The 14,807-nt window shown below is 70.9% G+C and carries 10 protein-coding genes and 1 pseudogene; 1 reads left to right on the plus strand and 10 read right to left on the minus strand.

Annotation, left to right across the window (positions count from 1 at the left end; all coding sequences use genetic code 11):
* The 6 genes from VXC91_RS19440 to VXC91_RS19465 all read right to left on the minus strand — a co-directional run.
* Window positions 1-328: chaplin (locus VXC91_RS19440; protein WP_329508550.1), on the minus strand; the 328-nt coding region annotated here is incomplete at its 3' end.
* Between the two features lie 137 nt (window positions 329-465).
* Window positions 466-657, minus strand: a complete 192-nt coding sequence (locus VXC91_RS19445) for a chaplin (protein WP_329508587.1) — start codon at window positions 655-657, stop codon at window positions 466-468.
* A gap of 392 nt (window positions 658-1,049) precedes the next feature.
* Entirely contained in the window at window positions 1,050-2,969 is a 1,920-nt protein-coding gene (locus tag VXC91_RS19450; protein ID WP_329508551.1) for an AMP-dependent synthetase/ligase, read from the minus strand.
* Between the two features lie 253 nt (window positions 2,970-3,222).
* Window positions 3,223-4,722 (minus strand): vWA domain-containing protein, encoded by a 1,500-nt coding sequence (locus VXC91_RS19455; protein ID WP_329508552.1) that lies wholly within the window; start codon window positions 4,720-4,722, stop codon window positions 3,223-3,225.
* Window positions 4,723-4,864: 142 nt separating this feature from the next.
* Window positions 4,865-5,728, minus strand: coding sequence for an ABC transporter permease (locus VXC91_RS19460; RefSeq protein WP_329508553.1), 864 nt, complete (start codon window positions 5,726-5,728; stop codon window positions 4,865-4,867).
* Window positions 5,725-8,724 carry a CocE/NonD family hydrolase gene (locus VXC91_RS19465; RefSeq protein WP_329508554.1) on the minus strand — a complete coding sequence of 1,000 codons (3,000 nt, stop codon included), beginning with the start codon at window positions 8,722-8,724 and terminating at the stop codon, window positions 5,725-5,727. Before VXC91_RS19465 ends, VXC91_RS19460 begins: the two co-directional genes overlap by 4 nt.
* A gap of 115 nt (window positions 8,725-8,839) precedes the next feature.
* On the opposite strand from VXC91_RS19465, the gene VXC91_RS19470 reads away from it, so the two are divergent.
* The gene (locus VXC91_RS19470) at window positions 8,840-9,256 is read left to right on the plus strand and encodes a GNAT family N-acetyltransferase (RefSeq protein ID WP_329508555.1); all 417 of its coding nucleotides are present in this window, start codon (window positions 8,840-8,842) and stop codon (window positions 9,254-9,256) included.
* A 16-nt stretch (window positions 9,257-9,272) separates the two neighbouring features.
* Here the strand turns inward: VXC91_RS19470 and VXC91_RS19475 are convergent.
* From VXC91_RS19475 to iolB, 4 genes and pseudogenes are all read right to left on the minus strand, one after another.
* Window positions 9,273-10,346 (minus strand): annotated as a pseudogene (locus VXC91_RS19475) (APC family permease); the annotation flags it as partial.
* A 233-nt stretch (window positions 10,347-10,579) separates the two neighbouring features.
* Entirely contained in the window at window positions 10,580-12,082 is a 1,503-nt protein-coding gene (gene mmsA / locus VXC91_RS19480; protein WP_329508556.1) for a CoA-acylating methylmalonate-semialdehyde dehydrogenase, read from the minus strand.
* Between the two features lie 14 nt (window positions 12,083-12,096).
* The gene (iolD, locus tag VXC91_RS19485; RefSeq protein WP_329508557.1) at window positions 12,097-13,980 is read right to left on the minus strand and encodes a 3D-(3,5/4)-trihydroxycyclohexane-1,2-dione acylhydrolase (decyclizing); all 1,884 of its coding nucleotides are present in this window, start codon (window positions 13,978-13,980) and stop codon (window positions 12,097-12,099) included.
* Window positions 13,977-14,789: a 5-deoxy-glucuronate isomerase gene (iolB, locus tag VXC91_RS19490; RefSeq protein WP_329508558.1), complete on the minus strand. Its 813-nt coding sequence runs from the start codon at window positions 14,787-14,789 to the stop codon at window positions 13,977-13,979. The genes iolD and iolB overlap by 4 nt, the downstream gene beginning before the upstream one ends.
* Window positions 14,790-14,807 lie beyond the last annotated feature (18 nt).

Consider the following 14,807-nt stretch of genomic DNA (forward strand, 5'->3'; position numbering starts at 1 on the left):
CGCCCGGGTTGTTGGTGCCCGTGGTGTCATGGGGCGTCTGCGCCGGGACAGTGGAGGTTTGTTGCTCGGAGGGCGCTTGCCTGCCGGGGCCGTTGGCGCAGGCGTTGCCGAACGCGGGGTTCAGCGCGGCGATCACGTCGACGGTGTTGCCGCAGATGTTGACCGGGACGTGCACGGGGACCTGGACGGTGTTGCCGGACGCGACGCCCGGTGATCCGGCCGCGGTGCCGTCGGCGTTCGAGTCCGCGAATACCGGGTTGCCGCACAGGGACAGAATGCCCGTCGCGGCGGCCGCCGCGACCATTCCCCTGCTCAGGGTCTGTCGCAATCTAGTTGTCTTCCTGCTGGTAGAGGTGGGAGAAGTGGAAAGCCGGCCCTGGAGCCGTGAAGAAGCAGTCCAAGGCCGGCCCTGACACCCGCCGCCACGGCTGGTGTGTGACGAGACCAGCCGTGGCGGCTATGACGTCAGCTGTTGGAGCATGAGTTCATGGACGACGGGTTCAGCAGCCCGATGACGTTGAGGGTGTTGCCGCACACGTTCACGGGCACGTGCACGGGAACCTGGACGACGTTCCCGGAAAGGAAGCCCGGGGAGTTGAGCGCGGAGCCTTCGGCACCCGAGTCGGCCATGGCCGGGGCGGCCAGTCCCAGGGTCATGATGGCGCCGGCGACAACGGCAGCGCTCTTCTTGTGCTTCACGTAGTTTCCCTTCTGTGCGGTCGTGCCCCTGTGACGGCCGAAGCCGAGCGAGCACAACTTGAACAGCTCGCCGCACGACCTGCACTCTGTGAAACGAGGAATCGGCGGCCGAAGCAACTCCCGAGCTGCGAGTGCCGAGTAATTCACCCGAACGCCGCGTTTCGATTCATACGGAAAGCGCACAGGATCATCGGCGCGGTCCGCGCGATCGAAAGCGCTCAACGGGTGTCGTTGTCGTTGCCGGACGGCACCGGCAACGACTGAGCCCGGCGCCCCCGGGGAGCGGCCGTCGAACCGCTCGGCGGGCCGCTCCTTGGGGGGCGCGTAGGCTGCCAGGGCCCCGGCGGGCCTCAGTCGCCGTACAGCGCCTCGATCTCCTGCGCGAACACCGTCATCACCGCATGACGCTTGATCTTCAAGGACGGGGTGAGCAGGCCGTTGTCCTCGGTGAACTCGCCCTCGACCAGCGCGAACCTGCGGATGGATTCCGCCCGGGACACCGCCTGGTTCGCGTGGTCGACGGCCTTCTGGATGTCAGCGAGGATCCGTGGGTCACGGACGATCTCGGACATCGGGGTGTCCGCGGGCAGCTTGTGCACGGACAGCCAGTGGGCGACCGCCTCGGGGTCGAGGGTGATCAGGGCGGCGACGTAGGCGCGGTTGTCGCCGACGACGATGCACTGCCCGACGGGCGACCGGCTGCGCAGCCGGTCCTCGAGGACGGCGGGGGAGACGTTCTTGCCGCCCTTGGTGATCAGGATGTCCTTCTTGCGGCCGGTGATCGTGAGGTAGCCGTCCTGGTCGAGGGAGCCCAGATCACCCGTCGCGAACCAGCCGTCGCCGAGGACGGCGTCCGTGGCGGCCGTGTTGTTCCAGTAGGCGCCGAACACCACGCCGCCCGTGATCAGTACCTCACCGTCGTCGGCGATCCGGACGGCCGTGCCCGGGACCGGGAGGCCGACGGTGCCGGGGCGGGGCTTGAGAGGCGGGACGATGGTGGCGGCGGCGGTCGTCTCGGTGAGCCCGTAGCCCTCGTAGACGATGATTCCGGCCGCGTAGAAGAAGAGGTTGAGATCGCGGTCGAGCGGGGATCCGCCGCTGATGGCGTAGCGCATGCGGCCGCCGAGTTCCTTGCGGATGCGCCGGTAGACCAGCAGGTCGTACAGCGCCCACAACGCGTACAGACCGGCCCTGGGGCCCTTGCCGGTGCCCAGGAACTTGTTCAGGTACGCCTCGCCGAAGCGGACCCCGACCCGGTCGGCGCGGTCGAAGGAGGCGCCGCGGCCGATCTTCTCGGCGGTGGCGCGCCCCGTGTCGTGGATCTTCTCGAAGAGATACGGGACACCGACCAGGAACGTGGGGCGGAACCGGCGCAGCGCGGGCCGCAGTTCGTCGGGCTTGATGCTCGGGAAGTGGCCGAGCTCGATGCGGGCCGTCAGACAGGCGATCTGCAGTGTGCGGCCCAGGATGTGGGCCAGCGGCAGGAACAGCAGCGTCGAGGCGACCTGGCCCGTGACCTCCTGGAAGACCGGGTGGAGCAGCTCGACCGTGTTGGCGGCCTCCGCGTGCAGATTTGCGTGGGTGAGGACGCAACCCTTGGGCCGGCCGGTGGTGCCGGAGGTGTAGCAGATCGTCGCCACCGTGTCGGGGGTGAGGGCCGCGCGACGCTTGGTCACCTCCTCGTCGGGGACTTCCCGGCCCAGGACGGCGAGTCGGCCGAGAGCGTCCTCGTCCAGCCGCCACATCCGCGGCGGCTCGGGGTGGCCGGCCGTCCCCGTCGCGACCGTGTCCGCGTTCCCGTCGCTCTCCACGACGGCGAAGCGGGCCCCGGAGTCCCGTACGATCCACTCGACCTGTTCGGCGGACGAGGTGGCGTAGACGGGGACGGTCTGGCCGCCGGCCGCCCAGATCGCGAAGTCGAGGACGGTCCACTCGTAGCGGGTGCGGGACATGACCGCGACCCGGCCGCCCGGTTCGAGCCCCGCCGCGATGAGTCCCTTGGCCGTGGCGGTCACTTCGGCGGCGAACGCCGCGGCGGTGACCGGCCGCCAGACGGCTCCCTCCTGACGGCGCAGCACCACGGCCTCGGGCGCCTCCCCGGCGTTGGTGAAGGGGAGGTCGGCGGTACTGCCCGTGGTGGGGCGCGGTGCCATCGGCGCTGTGCGCACCTCGCGGACGGTGCCGCTCTCGTCCCTGATCAGCTCGACCTCGGTGCGGGACGCCAGGTCGCCGCGCTGCTGCGCCCGTTTCAGATCCCTGCGTACGCCCATGACGGCTCCGGTCGCGGCTCGCGTGCGGACATGCGTACTTACTCGGCAGTCAACTTACCTGTGGGTCAAGGAATTTCAATGGTGCGCACGGAGGCGGTGCGGACGCGGACGGTGCCCACGGATGTGGAACGGCCCCGGCTGGTCCCGTCGGAGGAGGTGCGGCCGCGATCTCCGCCGTACGGGGTGCGGACGCGGAGGGCGTCGGAGACGGTACGGACGGACGATCCTCCGCGGGACCGGCGCGGTCCCCGGCCTACTCGGCGCCGCGCAGGTCGGACGCCTCCTGGATCGCCTTGGCGAGCCCGCGTACGTCGGCGTCCTGCGTGCGCTCCGCCAGCGTGTCGGCGCGGTCGGCGAGTGCGCTGAGGCCGGGCCTGCCCGGGAGCGGGGCCCAGCGCCGGCCCAGGCGCAGGTTGTCCGCGAAGTAGGCAGCCGTCGCGGCGACTTGGAGGCCGTACGAGGAGTGCCACAGGTCGTCTTCCAGGGCGCCGGTCTCCAGCTGGCCGGACTCCTCGTGCGGGTCCCGGGTGGCGGGGTCCAGCCAGCGGACGCTTGCCGTGGCGAGATGCCCGCTGGCGTCGGGCCGGGTGCGGACCGCGTAGAGCGCGGTGACCGTGTGGCCGGGGCCCACCTCGCCGCCGTCCACGCGGTCGTCGCGGAAGTCCTGATCGGCGACGCGCCGGTCGTCATAGCCGATGAGACGGAACTCGGCCACGGTCTGCGGGTCGAAGGCGACCTGGGCCTTCGCGTCACGGGCCGTCAGTTCGACGTTCTGCGGCAACTGCTCGCTGAAGACCGTGCGGGCGTCGTCGTCGGAGGAGACGTAGGTCGTGTGGCCGTCGCCCCGGTCGGCGAGTCGTTCCATCAACGCGTCGCCGTACTCGCTGCCCACACCGACCCCGAAGAGGGTGATGCCGTGCTCGCGGCGGGCGTTCGCTATCCGCTCCAGGATGGTGTCGGCGTCGGTGTCACCGGTGTTGGCGAGCCCGTCGGAGAGCAGGACGACCCGGTTGGTGGCGCCCGGGCGCAGGCCCTCGACCGCGGTGGCGTAACCGGTGCGGACGCCCGCCCCGAGGTTGGTGGAGGCCGTGGGCCTGAGTTCGCCGATCGCGTCGTGGATCCGGGCTCGGTGGTCGCCGAGCCGGGTCATCGGCAGGACCGTCCTCGCCCCGTCGCTGAAGGTGACGATCGCGATCGAGTCGTCGTCGCGCAACCGCTCGGTCAGCACACCGAGGGAGTCCCTGACCAGGTCGAGGCGGCCGGGCTCGCCCATGGAACCGGAGACGTCGATGACGAACGTCAGCGCGGCGGGCGGGCGTTCGCCCTCCGGCGGCGCGGCACGGGTGGCGAGACCGACCCGGACCAGGGACCAGCCCTCCTGGCCGGTGCGGGCTCCGTCGACGGTGACCGTGAAGCCGTTGCCGTGTGGGCGCTCGTAGTCCTGCCGGAAGCTGTTGACGAACTCCTCCGGGCGGACGGTCGACGGCTCCGGCAGCCGGCCCTCGGACAGTACGCGGCGCGCATAGCCGTACGAGGCGGTGTCCACGTCCAGCGCGAACGTGGAGAGGTGGTTCGTGTTCTCCCTGCTGTCGTTCCGTCCCGAGCTGTACGCCGGGGCGGGGAACAGGGCAGAGCCGTCGGACTTGCCCGACCTGTCGGAGGCGCCGCCTCCGCAGCCGGTGAGCAACAGGCCGCCCGCGACCGTGATCGCGATCAGCATGGCCCTGGGCCGTCGTGTCCGGTACTCCCGCATGGGTCCCCTCCGTCCGTTGACGTCGACGTCTGTGACTGTGACGCCGGAGGGGGCCGGGATGTGCGGTACGGGACGTTGCGGATGGATCTCGAACCGGCCACGGCGGGCGGCCTTCGAGACCGGCGGGAAATCCTCCGTTGACCTAGGAAACGACGTCCTTGCGCGCGAAACCGCGGAAGGCCAGGGCGAACAGCACGAGCGCGTACGTTATGGAAACCGCCGTCCCCTGGATCATCCCGGCCCACTCCGGGCGCGGCTGAACGGCGTCGGCCCAGGCGAACTGCCAGTGCGCGGGCAGGAAGTCGCGCCAGTGGCCGAGCGCGGTGACCGCGTCCAGCACGTTCCCCACGATGGTGAGGCCGACCGCGCCGCCGACCGCGCCCAGGGGTGCGTCCGTCTTCGTCGACAGCCAGAACGCCAGGCCGGCGGTGACCAGTTGGGACACGAAGAGGTACGCCACGACGACCACGAGCCGCTGGGCCGCCGTGCCCGCTGAGAGGGCGCCGCCGGTCGGAATCTCCAGCGGTCCCCAGCCGTAGGCCACCGTGCCCACCGCGAGTGCGACGACCGGCAGCAGCACGATGGCCGCGAGGCTCGTACCGAGACCGACCGCGAGCTTGGACCACAGCAGCCGGGCCCGCGGGACGGGCGCCGCGAGCAGATAGCGCAACGAGGACCAGCTCGCCTCGGAGGCGACGGTGTCACCGCAGAACAGAGCGACGGGAATGACCAGCAGGAACCCGGCGGAGACGAAGAGGTTCACCGCGGCGAAGTTGGCACCCGAGGCGGTCGCCGTGTCCATCAGTGTCACCTGGCCGTTGCGGGAGCCCGGGTCGCCTCCGATGGCGAAGGCGACGACCAGCACGAACGGGAGCACTGCCAGGATCGCGCCCATGACGAGGGTACGGCGCCGCTTCAACTGCCGGATGAGCTCGACGCGCAGCGGCAACGTCCGTCGCGCCAGGTACCCGTCGGCCGTCTCCGCCCGCTCGGCGAGCGCACTCATGCGGAACCTCCGATCAGCGTGAGGAAGGCGTCTTCGAGACGCCGGTGGGGGCCGAGCGAGGCCACCGGAACCTCGAGCCGGACCAGTTCGACGAGAAGCCGGGCCGAGGCCGCGGATCCGGACGGGGCGGGACCGCCGGGCCCCTCGGGGACCGCAGCACAGCCCATGGCGCCCTCGCCGTTCCCGAGGGATGCGAGCGGCTCGGGGCGGAGGTCGGTGGAGCCGAGCGGTCCGCCCCGTGCGTCACCGGCGGCGATCGGTTCGGCGGAGCCCTCGAGGGACGCGATCGCTCCGGCGGCGTTGTCGAGGGACGCCGTCCGGCCGGCGGCCCCCACGGCGGAGGCAACCGGCTCCACGGATCCCCTGGCGGACGTCATGTCCCCGGCGGACCCGCCGACGGGGGCGATCGGGTCCGCCGCGGACGGGCCCGGCCCGGCGGGGAGTTCCGCGGAGGCCGTCGACTCCGCGACCGGAGCCAGGCGGACCAGCAGTCCGCCCTCCGCCCGTACCGCCGAGGACACCCCGGCAAGCGCGGCCACCTTCTCCACCAGCGGATCGGGGATGTCGGCCGCCAGGCCGACGAGCAGAGTGTCGCCGGAGCCCACGATCTCGTCCACCGGGCCCGCCTGCACGAGGCGCCCTCGGTCCATCACCACCAGGTGGGTGCAGGACTGTTCGACCTCCGCCAGCAGATGGCTGGAGACGATCACGGTGCGCCCCGCCGCCGCGTACCGGATCATGACCTCGCGCATCTCGCGGATCTGCGGCGGGTCCAGGCCGTTGGTCGGTTCGTCGAGGATCAGCAGGTCCGGAAGGCCCAGCATCGCCTGGGCGATGGCCAGGCGCTGACGCATGCCCTGGGAGTACGTGCGCACCGCGCGGGCCAGTGCGTCGCCCAATCCGGCGATCTCCAGCGCCTCGTCCAGATGCGCGTCCTCGGGCGGACGTCCCGTCGCTCGCCAGTACAGCTCCAGATTGTCGCGGCCGGACAGGTGCGGCAGGAAGCCCGCGCCCTCGACGAAGGCCCCGACCCGCGAGAGCACCGGGGCACCCGGGCGGATCGCATGTCCGAAGACCCGGATCTCGCCACCGTCCGGCTTGATCAGGCCCATCAGCATGCGGAGCGTCGTCGTCTTGCCCGCGCCGTTCGGCCCGAGCAGGCCCAGCACCTGGCCCTTCTCCACGCGGAACGACAGGTCCCGCACCGCGTACCGGTCCGCCGACCGCGCGTACCGCTTGCTCAGATCCGTGATCTTCAGCGGCACATCGGCCAGTGCGGGATCGGGCGCCCGTGCCGTCGTACGGCGGCGTCCCGTCAGCAGCAGCGCCAGGGCGACGACGGCTCCGGCCGCCGGGAGCCACCACACCCAGCCGGGAAGCGGGGCCGCCGCGGTCGTCACGCCCGGTGCCGTCGGGACATGCAGACCGCCCTTCAGGGACACCGCGTAGGTGGCGGGAGCGGCCGGGGAGGCATAGCCGAGGTCCGTCGAGGCGAGGACCAGCCGCAGCCGGTGCCCCTTCTGCACCTCGTGGTCGACGGCCGGCAGAGTCAGCGTGACGTCCTTGCCGGCCTTGGCGCCGGTCACCCGGAAGGGGGCGACCAGTTGTGAGGGAAGCACCTGCCCGCTGCCGCCCGGCCCGACGTCGTACACCTTTCCGAAAAGCACGACGTCGTCGCTCGTCGACGTCACATGGACGGTCACCGTCGGCGACCCGGTGACCCACAGGTCATGGCGCACGGGCCGCGAATCGAAGTGCGCGTACTGCCCGGGGAAGTCGAGCGAGACTCCGATGCCCAGCGACGAAAGCTGGGACAGGCCGCCCGCACCGCCGAGGCCCGGGAGCGCGGAGATCGCGGGCGGGTTCGCTCCCGCCGGATTCGTGAACCGCTGCTCGCCACCGCTGAGCGGAACCGTCCGCAGCCCGCTCTCCAGACCGGGATAGGCGTCCCCGCTCGCGCCCCGCAACAGGGCGGCGCCGTCGGTGGAGTCGATGCCGCCGGTGCGCGTGACCCGGAAGGGCGGGCCGGTGTCGACGCCCTTCTCGTCCTTCAGGTAGCGGTCGAACCACGCCGTGACGCGCGCCTGGACGCGGCTCGTCTCCAGGTCCCCGCCGTCGTGGCCGCCGGCGATCCAGTCGACGTCCACGGGCGAGCCGTTGGTCCTGATCGCCCTGGCCGCGGCGTCCGACTGACCGAGCGGGAACAGCGAGTCCGTCTGGCCCTGGACGAGAAGCGTGGGCACCTTGATGTCCGCGCCGACCGCGGACGGGGACCGCGCCTCGAGGAGGGCCCGCGCCTGGGAGTCGGGCTGTCCGGACTCCGCGACCCGGTCGTACATCCGGCACAGCTCGGCGGTGAACCTCGCGCAGCCTCCGCCGGAGTTCATGAAGACGCCGGCCCAGAGCTTCTTGAACACGCCGTTCGGGAACAGCGCGTCCGCCAGGTTCCAGTAGGTGATCGCGGGGGCGATCGCGTCCACCCGGTGGTCGTACCCCGCGGCCAGCAGCGAGATCGCCCCGCCGTACGACCCGCCCGCCATGCCCACCCGCGGGTCGCCGGGCCTGTCGAGCTCGATGCCGGGCTGCTTCGCCAGCCAGTCGATCAGCTTGGAGACGTCGGCGACCTCGCCCTTGGGGTCGTTCAGCCCGATCCTCCCCGTGGACCGCCCGAATCCGCGCGCCGACCAGGTCAGTACCGCGTATCCGTCGCGCGCCAGATCCTCCGCCTGGCCCGCGACGTCCTGCTTGCTGCCGCCGAAGCCGTGTGCCAGCAGGACCGCGGGGCGGCGCCCGGCGGTTTCCGAGGTGAAGTACGACGTGTCGATCCGCACCCCGTCGCCCATGTCCATGAGTCTGTCGGTGCGGTGCACGACGGGCGCGTCGTCCGATGCGACGGCCGTCCACGTCCCGACACCGGCCAGCACGAGGAGGACCGCGACCACTGCGGCCACGGCACCTCGGCGCAGCCCCCGGTCTGCGGGCAGTCGAAGATCCATGTGTCAACGGTAAGGGCGCGCACCGACATCCGAAGCAGCCGCCGGTCTGAACCGGGGACCCTCCCACGGACGTAGAGGTCTGATGCCGCATACCGCAGCCGTGGTACGAAGACCCATGGAGATTCGCCGTGCCACGACCGTCGTCGAAGTGGCAGCTGCCGAGCACCTGTTCGACCATCCCGTCCGCCCCGAGTGGGCCCGACGGTTTCTGACCGCCGCCGGACACCATCTCCTCCTCGCCTACGCGGACGGTGAGTCCGCGCCCGTCGGCTTCGTCAGCGGGGTCGAGACGATTCACCCCGACAAGGGCACGGAGATGTTCCTGTACGAGCTGGCGGTGGCGGAGCCCTACCGGCGCAGGGGGATCGGGCGCGCGCTCGTCGAGCGCCTCGCCGCGCTCGGCCGGGAGTCGGGTTGCTACGGCATGTGGGTGCTGATCGACACCGGGAACGACGTCGCCCTCGCCGCGTATCGCAGTGCGGGCGGCAAGGACGACGGGTCGTGCTCCGTGGTGACGTGGGACTTCGGCTGAGCGCCGGGCGGCCGGCTCAGGCCTGTGCGTCCTCCGGGATCGACACCAGCCAGCGGGTCTCGCGGCGCGGGCGGAGGTAGAGGAGCCAGTACAGCGTGGCCACCGCCGTGATGCCGCCCGTCCACAGCAGGTAACTCACTTCCTGGCGGCTGAGGATGTAGGTCAGAACGGCGATGAGCAGGACGGGTGTCGCGGGCCAGAGCGGCATCCGCCAGGCCGCCGTCGCGGCGTGCGAGCCGCGCCGGCCGAGCAGGGCGGCGACCGCGACCAGCAGGTACATCCCGGTCACGGAGACACCGGTGACGCCGTACAGCGTGTCCAGGTTGACGAAGCACAGGAGCGCGCCGGGTACGCCGACGACGAGGGTGGCGACCCAGGGGGAACCGAAACGGCCGAGCCTGGCCAGGGCGTTGTTCACCGGCTCCGGCCAGGCCTTGTCGCGGGCCGAGGCGAACAGCACGCGTGAGTTCTGGATGACCATGACGATGCCCGCGTTGATGATCGCGAGGGCGACGCAGAGGCTGATGAAGGTGCCCACGGCCGAGTTCGACCAGGCGGCGACCATGGCGCTGATGTCGCCGCCCGTCAGCGCCTTGAGGTCGGAGGCACCCATGGTGATCGCGACGACCGGGACCAGGATGACGACCGAGGAGATGGCGAGGGTGGTGAGGACCGTGCGGGCGACGTTGCGGCGCGGGTTCTCGAGTTCCTCCGAGAGGTAGACGGCGGTCGAGAAGCCCTGGGTGACGAAGAGGGCGATGGCGAGCCCGGACACCACCATCATGGCCGTCACGGTGTCCGCGTGGCTGCCGGAGCCGGCCACCTGCATCGAGACGAGGCTGCCGACGCCCCGCTCGCTGTGTGCGAAGCCGAGGACTGCGACGACACCCGCGGCCACGACCTCGAGGACCAGGAAGATGCCGGTGATCCAGGCGTTGGCGCGCAGGTCCAGCAGGCCCGCCAGGGTGGCCAGCAGCATGACCCCGGCGCCCGCCATCGCCGGGTCGAGGTGCACGACCGGAGCGAGGTAGTCGGCCGTACCCATCGCGATCACCGGCGGGACGATCATGACGACCAGCAGGGACAGCACGAGGAATCCGCACTTGCAAAGCGACCTGGGTCACGTCACTTTCCCAGGGCAGGACGCCCCCCTAACTCATTAGCCAAGGCCCTCCGTGATTGGACCTTGCTTTCCAAGGTGAAATCTGACTTGAGCCTGCGTCATCCGTTTGATGGCGCTCCCACGGGAACCGCAGCGAGGGCGTCAAAAAAATGTCAGGCCGTCCGGTATCCGGACGGCCTGACGGGGGCTTACGACGTCCCTCAGCGGTTGCGCGGGAACCCGAGGTCGACGCCCGCCGGGGCCTCGGACGGGTCGGGCCAGCGGGAGGTGACGACCTTGCCGCGGGTGTAGAAGTGCGTGCCGTCGTTGCCGTAGATGTGGTGGTCGCCGAAGAGCGAGTCCTTCCAGCCGCCGAAGGAGTGGTAGCCCACCGGGACCGGGATCGGCACGTTCACGCCGACCATTCCGGCCTCGATCTCCAGCTGGAAGCGGCGGGCCGCGCCGCCGTCCCGGGTGAAGATCGCGGTGCCGTTGCCGAACGGCGAGTCGTTGATGAGCCGCACACCCTCCTCGTAGGTGCCGACGCGCAGCACGCACAGCACCGGGCCGAAGATCTCGTCCCGGTACGCCTTCGCGGTGGTCGGCACCCTGTCGAGCAGCGAGATGCCGATCCAGTGCCCGTCCTCGAAACCGTCGACGGTGTAGCCGGTGCCGTCGAGGACCACATCGGCGCCCTCCGCCGACGCGCCCGCAACGTACGAAGCCACCTTGTCCCGGTGCGCCTTCGTGATCAGCGGGCCCATCTCCGAGGCGGGGTCGTTGCCCGGACCGATCTTGATCTTCTCGGCACGCTCGCGGATCTTCTCCACCAGCTCGTTGCCGATGGAGCCGACGGCCACGACGGCGGAGATCGCCATGCAGCGCTCGCCGGCCGAGCCGTACGCCGCCGAGACCGCCGCGTCGGCCGCCGCGTCCAGGTCCGCGTCCGGCAGCACCAGCATGTGGTTCTTGGCGCCGCCCAGGGCCTGGACGCGCTTGCCGTTGGCGGAGGCCGTGGTGTGGATGTAGCGGGCGATCGGGGTCGAGCCGACGAAGGACACCGCCTTGACGTCCGGGTGCTCGAGGAGCCGGTCGACGGCCACCTTGTCGCCGTGGACGACATTGAAGACGCCGTCCGGCAGACCGGCCTCCGCGAGCAGCTCGGCCAGGCGGACGGACGCCGACGGGTCCTTCTCGGACGGCTTCAGCACGAAGGTGTTGCCGCACGCGATGGCGATCGGGAACATCCACATCGGGACCATCGCGGGGAAGTTGAACGGCGTGATGCCCGCCACGACGCCCAGCGGCTGCCGAATCGCGGCCACGTCCACGCGGCTGGCGACCTGCGTGGACAGCTCGCCCTTGAGCTGTACGTTGATACCGCAGGCCAGGTCGACGATCTCCAGACCGCGGGCGACCTCGCCGAGTGCGTCGCTGTGCACCTTGCCGTGCTCGGCGGTGATCAGTTCGGCGATCTCGTCGCGGTGCGCGTCGAGCAGCGCCCGGAACTTGAAGAGGATGGACGTGCGCTGCGCGAGCGAGGACTGGCCCCAGGTCCGGTAGGCGTCCTTCGCCGCCGCGACGGCCGCGTCCACCTCGTCCACGCTTGCGAAGGCGACCTTCGTGGTGACCGCGCCGGTCGCCGGGTCCGTCACCGGCCCGTGCGTGCCCGACGCGCCTTCGACGGTCTTCCCGCCGATCCAGTGGTTGACGATCTTCGTCATGCGCAAGTACTCCTTCACAGATGGCGGCGTCGGGTCGAGACGTGCCGGTCGTACTCCTCGCGCGCCTTGACCGCCGACGATCGGGTCGCGGTCTCGGCCACGGGTACATCCCACCAGGCCTGCGTCCCGGGCGCGCCCGACACAGTGTCTGCGGTTTCGGTCTCCACATAGACACATGTGGGAGTGTCCGCCGCGCGCGCCTCGCCGAGGGCGCGGCGCAGGTCCCGTACCGTCTTCGCGCGCAGCACGCGCATCCCGAGGCCGGCCGCGTTGGCGGCGAGGTCCACCGGCAGCGGCGCCCCCGTGTACGTACCGTCCCCGGACCGGTAGCGGTAGGCGGTGCCGAACCGCTCGCCGCCCACCGACTCCGACAGGCCGCCGATGGACGCGTAGCCGTGGTTCTGCACGAGCAGGACCTTGATCGCGATCCCCTCCTGCACGGCCGTGACGATCTCCGTCGGCATCATCAGAAACGTGCCGTCGCCGACCAGCGCCCACACGGGGCGGTCGGGAGCGGCCATCTTCACGCCGATGGCGGCCGGGATCTCGTAGCCCATGCACGAGTAGCCGTATTCGAGGTGGTACTGGTCGCGGGAGCGCGATCGCCACAGCTTGTGCAGATCGCCGGGGAGCGAACCGGCCGCGTTGACGATGACGTCGGACTCGTCCACCAGGGCGTCGAGGGCGCCGATGACCTGTGTCTGCGTCGGCCGTATGTCCGGTTCGTCGGCCTCGAAGCAGGCCTCGACGCGCTGCTCCCAGCGCTCCTTGTCCTCCGTGTACTCGGCGAGGTACGCCGGCTCCACCCGGTGGTCGTGCATCTCCAGTGCTTCGGTCAGCTCCTCGAGACCACTGCGTGCGTCCGCGACCAGTGGCAGCCCGGAGAGCTTGTGGCCGTCGAGCGGGGCGATGTTGAGGTTCAGGAAGCGGACGCCCTCCCTGGTGAACAGGGTGCCGGAGGCGGTGGTGAAGTCGGTGTAGCGGGTACCGACGCCGATCACCAGATCGGCTGTGCGGGCCAGTTCGTTGGCGGTCGCGGTGCCGGTGTGCCCGACCCCGCCGACGTCCTGCGGGTGGTTCCAGCGCAGCGAGCCCTTTCCGGCCTGGGTGGAGGCGACCGGAATGCCGGTGGTCCCGGCGAACTCCGCGAGGGCCTCCTCGGCACGGCTGTGGTGGACACCGCCGCCGGCCACCACGAGCGGTCGCCGTGCGGCACGGATCGCGTGGACGGCCTCGGCGAACTCGACGGGGTCGGGGCCCGGACGGCGCACCGTCCAGGTCCGCTCGGCGAAGAGATCCTCCGGCCACTGGTACGCCTCCGCCTGCACGTCCTGCGGCAGCGCGAGGGTGACCGCGCCGGTGTCGGCGGGGTCGGTGAGCACCCGCATCGCCTGGAGCACGGCCGGGATCAGGGCCTCGGGACGGGTGATCCGGTCGAAGTACCTCGACACCGGGCGCAGACAGTCGTTGACGGACACGTCACCGCCGTGGGGGGCTTCCAGTTGCTGCAGCACCGGGTCCGCGGGGCGGGTGGCGAACACGTCTCCGGGCAGCAGCAGGACCGGGAGGCGGTTGACGGTGGCGAGTGCGGCACCCGTGACCAGGTTGGTCGCGCCAGGTCCGACGGAGGTGGTCACGGCGTGCGTGGACAGCCGGTTCGACTGACGGGCCCAGCCGACTGCCGCGTGCACCATCGACTGCTCGTTGCGGCCCTGGTGGTACGGCATCACGTCGCCGTACTCCAGCAGCGCCTGCCCGAGGCCGGCGACGTTTCCGTGGCCGAAGATGCCCCAGGTCGCGCCGATCAGGCGGCGGCGCACACCGTCGCGCTCGGTGTACTGGGCGGCCAGGAATCGTATGAGCGCCTGAGCGACCGTGAGCCTCGTCGTCGAGGTCATCCGTATCCCCCCGTGTGGTCCGGGTGGAAGCGGATCCGCCACTGGCGCTCCTCGCCCGGTCCGGCCATGACGTTCAGGTAGTACATGGTGTGTCCGGGCTGGGCGATGGAGGGGCCGTGCCAGCCGTCGGGGACGAGGACGGCATCGCCGGTGCGGACCTCGGCGAGGACGTCGGATCCGCCCTCACGGGAGGGGAATACGCGCTGGTACCCGACACCGTTCGGGCCCTGGATCTCGAAGTAGTAGATCTCCTCCAGCTCCGTCTCCTCGCCGGGTCGCGCCTCGTCGTGCTTGTGGGGCGGATACGAGGACCAGTTGCCGCCGGGCGTGATGACCTCGACGGCGATGAGCCTGTCGCATGCGAAGGCGTCGGCCGAGGCGAAGTTGCGCACCTGGCGTGCGCAGTTGCCGCTGCCGCGCTCTTCGACGGGGACCTCCGGCGCGGGGCCGTAGCGGGCGGGGAGTCGGCGCTCGCACTTCGCTCCTGCCAGGGCGAAGCGGCCTCCCGCGCCGGAGGCGATGTGGACCCGGGCGTCGCGGGGCACGTACGCGAAGTCGGAGACCCCCGCGAACACGTCGTCCCTGCCCAGGAGTTGGAACCTTTTGTCCTCAATGTGCACGGTACAGGCGCCCTCGAGGGGAAGCACGATCCACTCGCTGTCACCGGTGGTGAACATGTGCGTGCCGTCGGGCCGGAGCTCCAACGTCCGCAGGCTGCTGTGGCTCCAGCCGGCCCGCTTGGGGTCGATGTCGAGCGTGTACGGCGCGCTCGCGGTGGTGCCCCGGCGGACGTACAGCTCATTGCTCATGCGGCCCTCACAGAAGTC

The organism is Streptomyces chiangmaiensis, assembly GCF_036281785.1.
Taxonomy (GTDB): Bacteria; Actinomycetota; Actinomycetes; order Streptomycetales; family Streptomycetaceae; genus Streptomyces; species Streptomyces chiangmaiensis.

Excerpts from the sequence above, each read along its gene's own strand:
- VXC91_RS19460 (WP_329508553.1), bottom strand. The coding sequence starts at position 5,728 with ATGAGTGCGCTCGCCGAGCGGGCGGAGACGGCCGACGGGTACCTGGCG.
- VXC91_RS19455 (WP_329508552.1), bottom strand. The coding sequence starts at position 4,722 with ATGCGGGAGTACCGGACACGACGGCCCAGGGCCATGCTGATCGCGATC.
- iolD (WP_329508557.1), bottom strand. The coding sequence starts at position 13,980 with ATGACCTCGACGACGAGGCTCACGGTCGCTCAGGCGCTCATACGATTC.
- VXC91_RS19470 (WP_329508555.1), top strand. The coding sequence starts at position 8,840 with ATGGAGATTCGCCGTGCCACGACCGTCGTCGAAGTGGCAGCTGCCGAG.
- VXC91_RS19450 (WP_329508551.1), bottom strand. The coding sequence starts at position 2,969 with ATGGGCGTACGCAGGGATCTGAAACGGGCGCAGCAGCGCGGCGACCTG.
- VXC91_RS19445 (WP_329508587.1), bottom strand. The coding sequence starts at position 657 with ATGACCCTGGGACTGGCCGCCCCGGCCATGGCCGACTCGGGTGCCGAA.
- iolB (WP_329508558.1), bottom strand. The coding sequence starts at position 14,789 with ATGAGCAATGAGCTGTACGTCCGCCGGGGCACCACCGCGAGCGCGCCG.
- VXC91_RS19465 (WP_329508554.1), bottom strand. The coding sequence starts at position 8,724 with ATGGATCTTCGACTGCCCGCAGACCGGGGGCTGCGCCGAGGTGCCGTG.
- mmsA (WP_329508556.1), bottom strand. The coding sequence starts at position 12,082 with ATGACGAAGATCGTCAACCACTGGATCGGCGGGAAGACCGTCGAAGGC.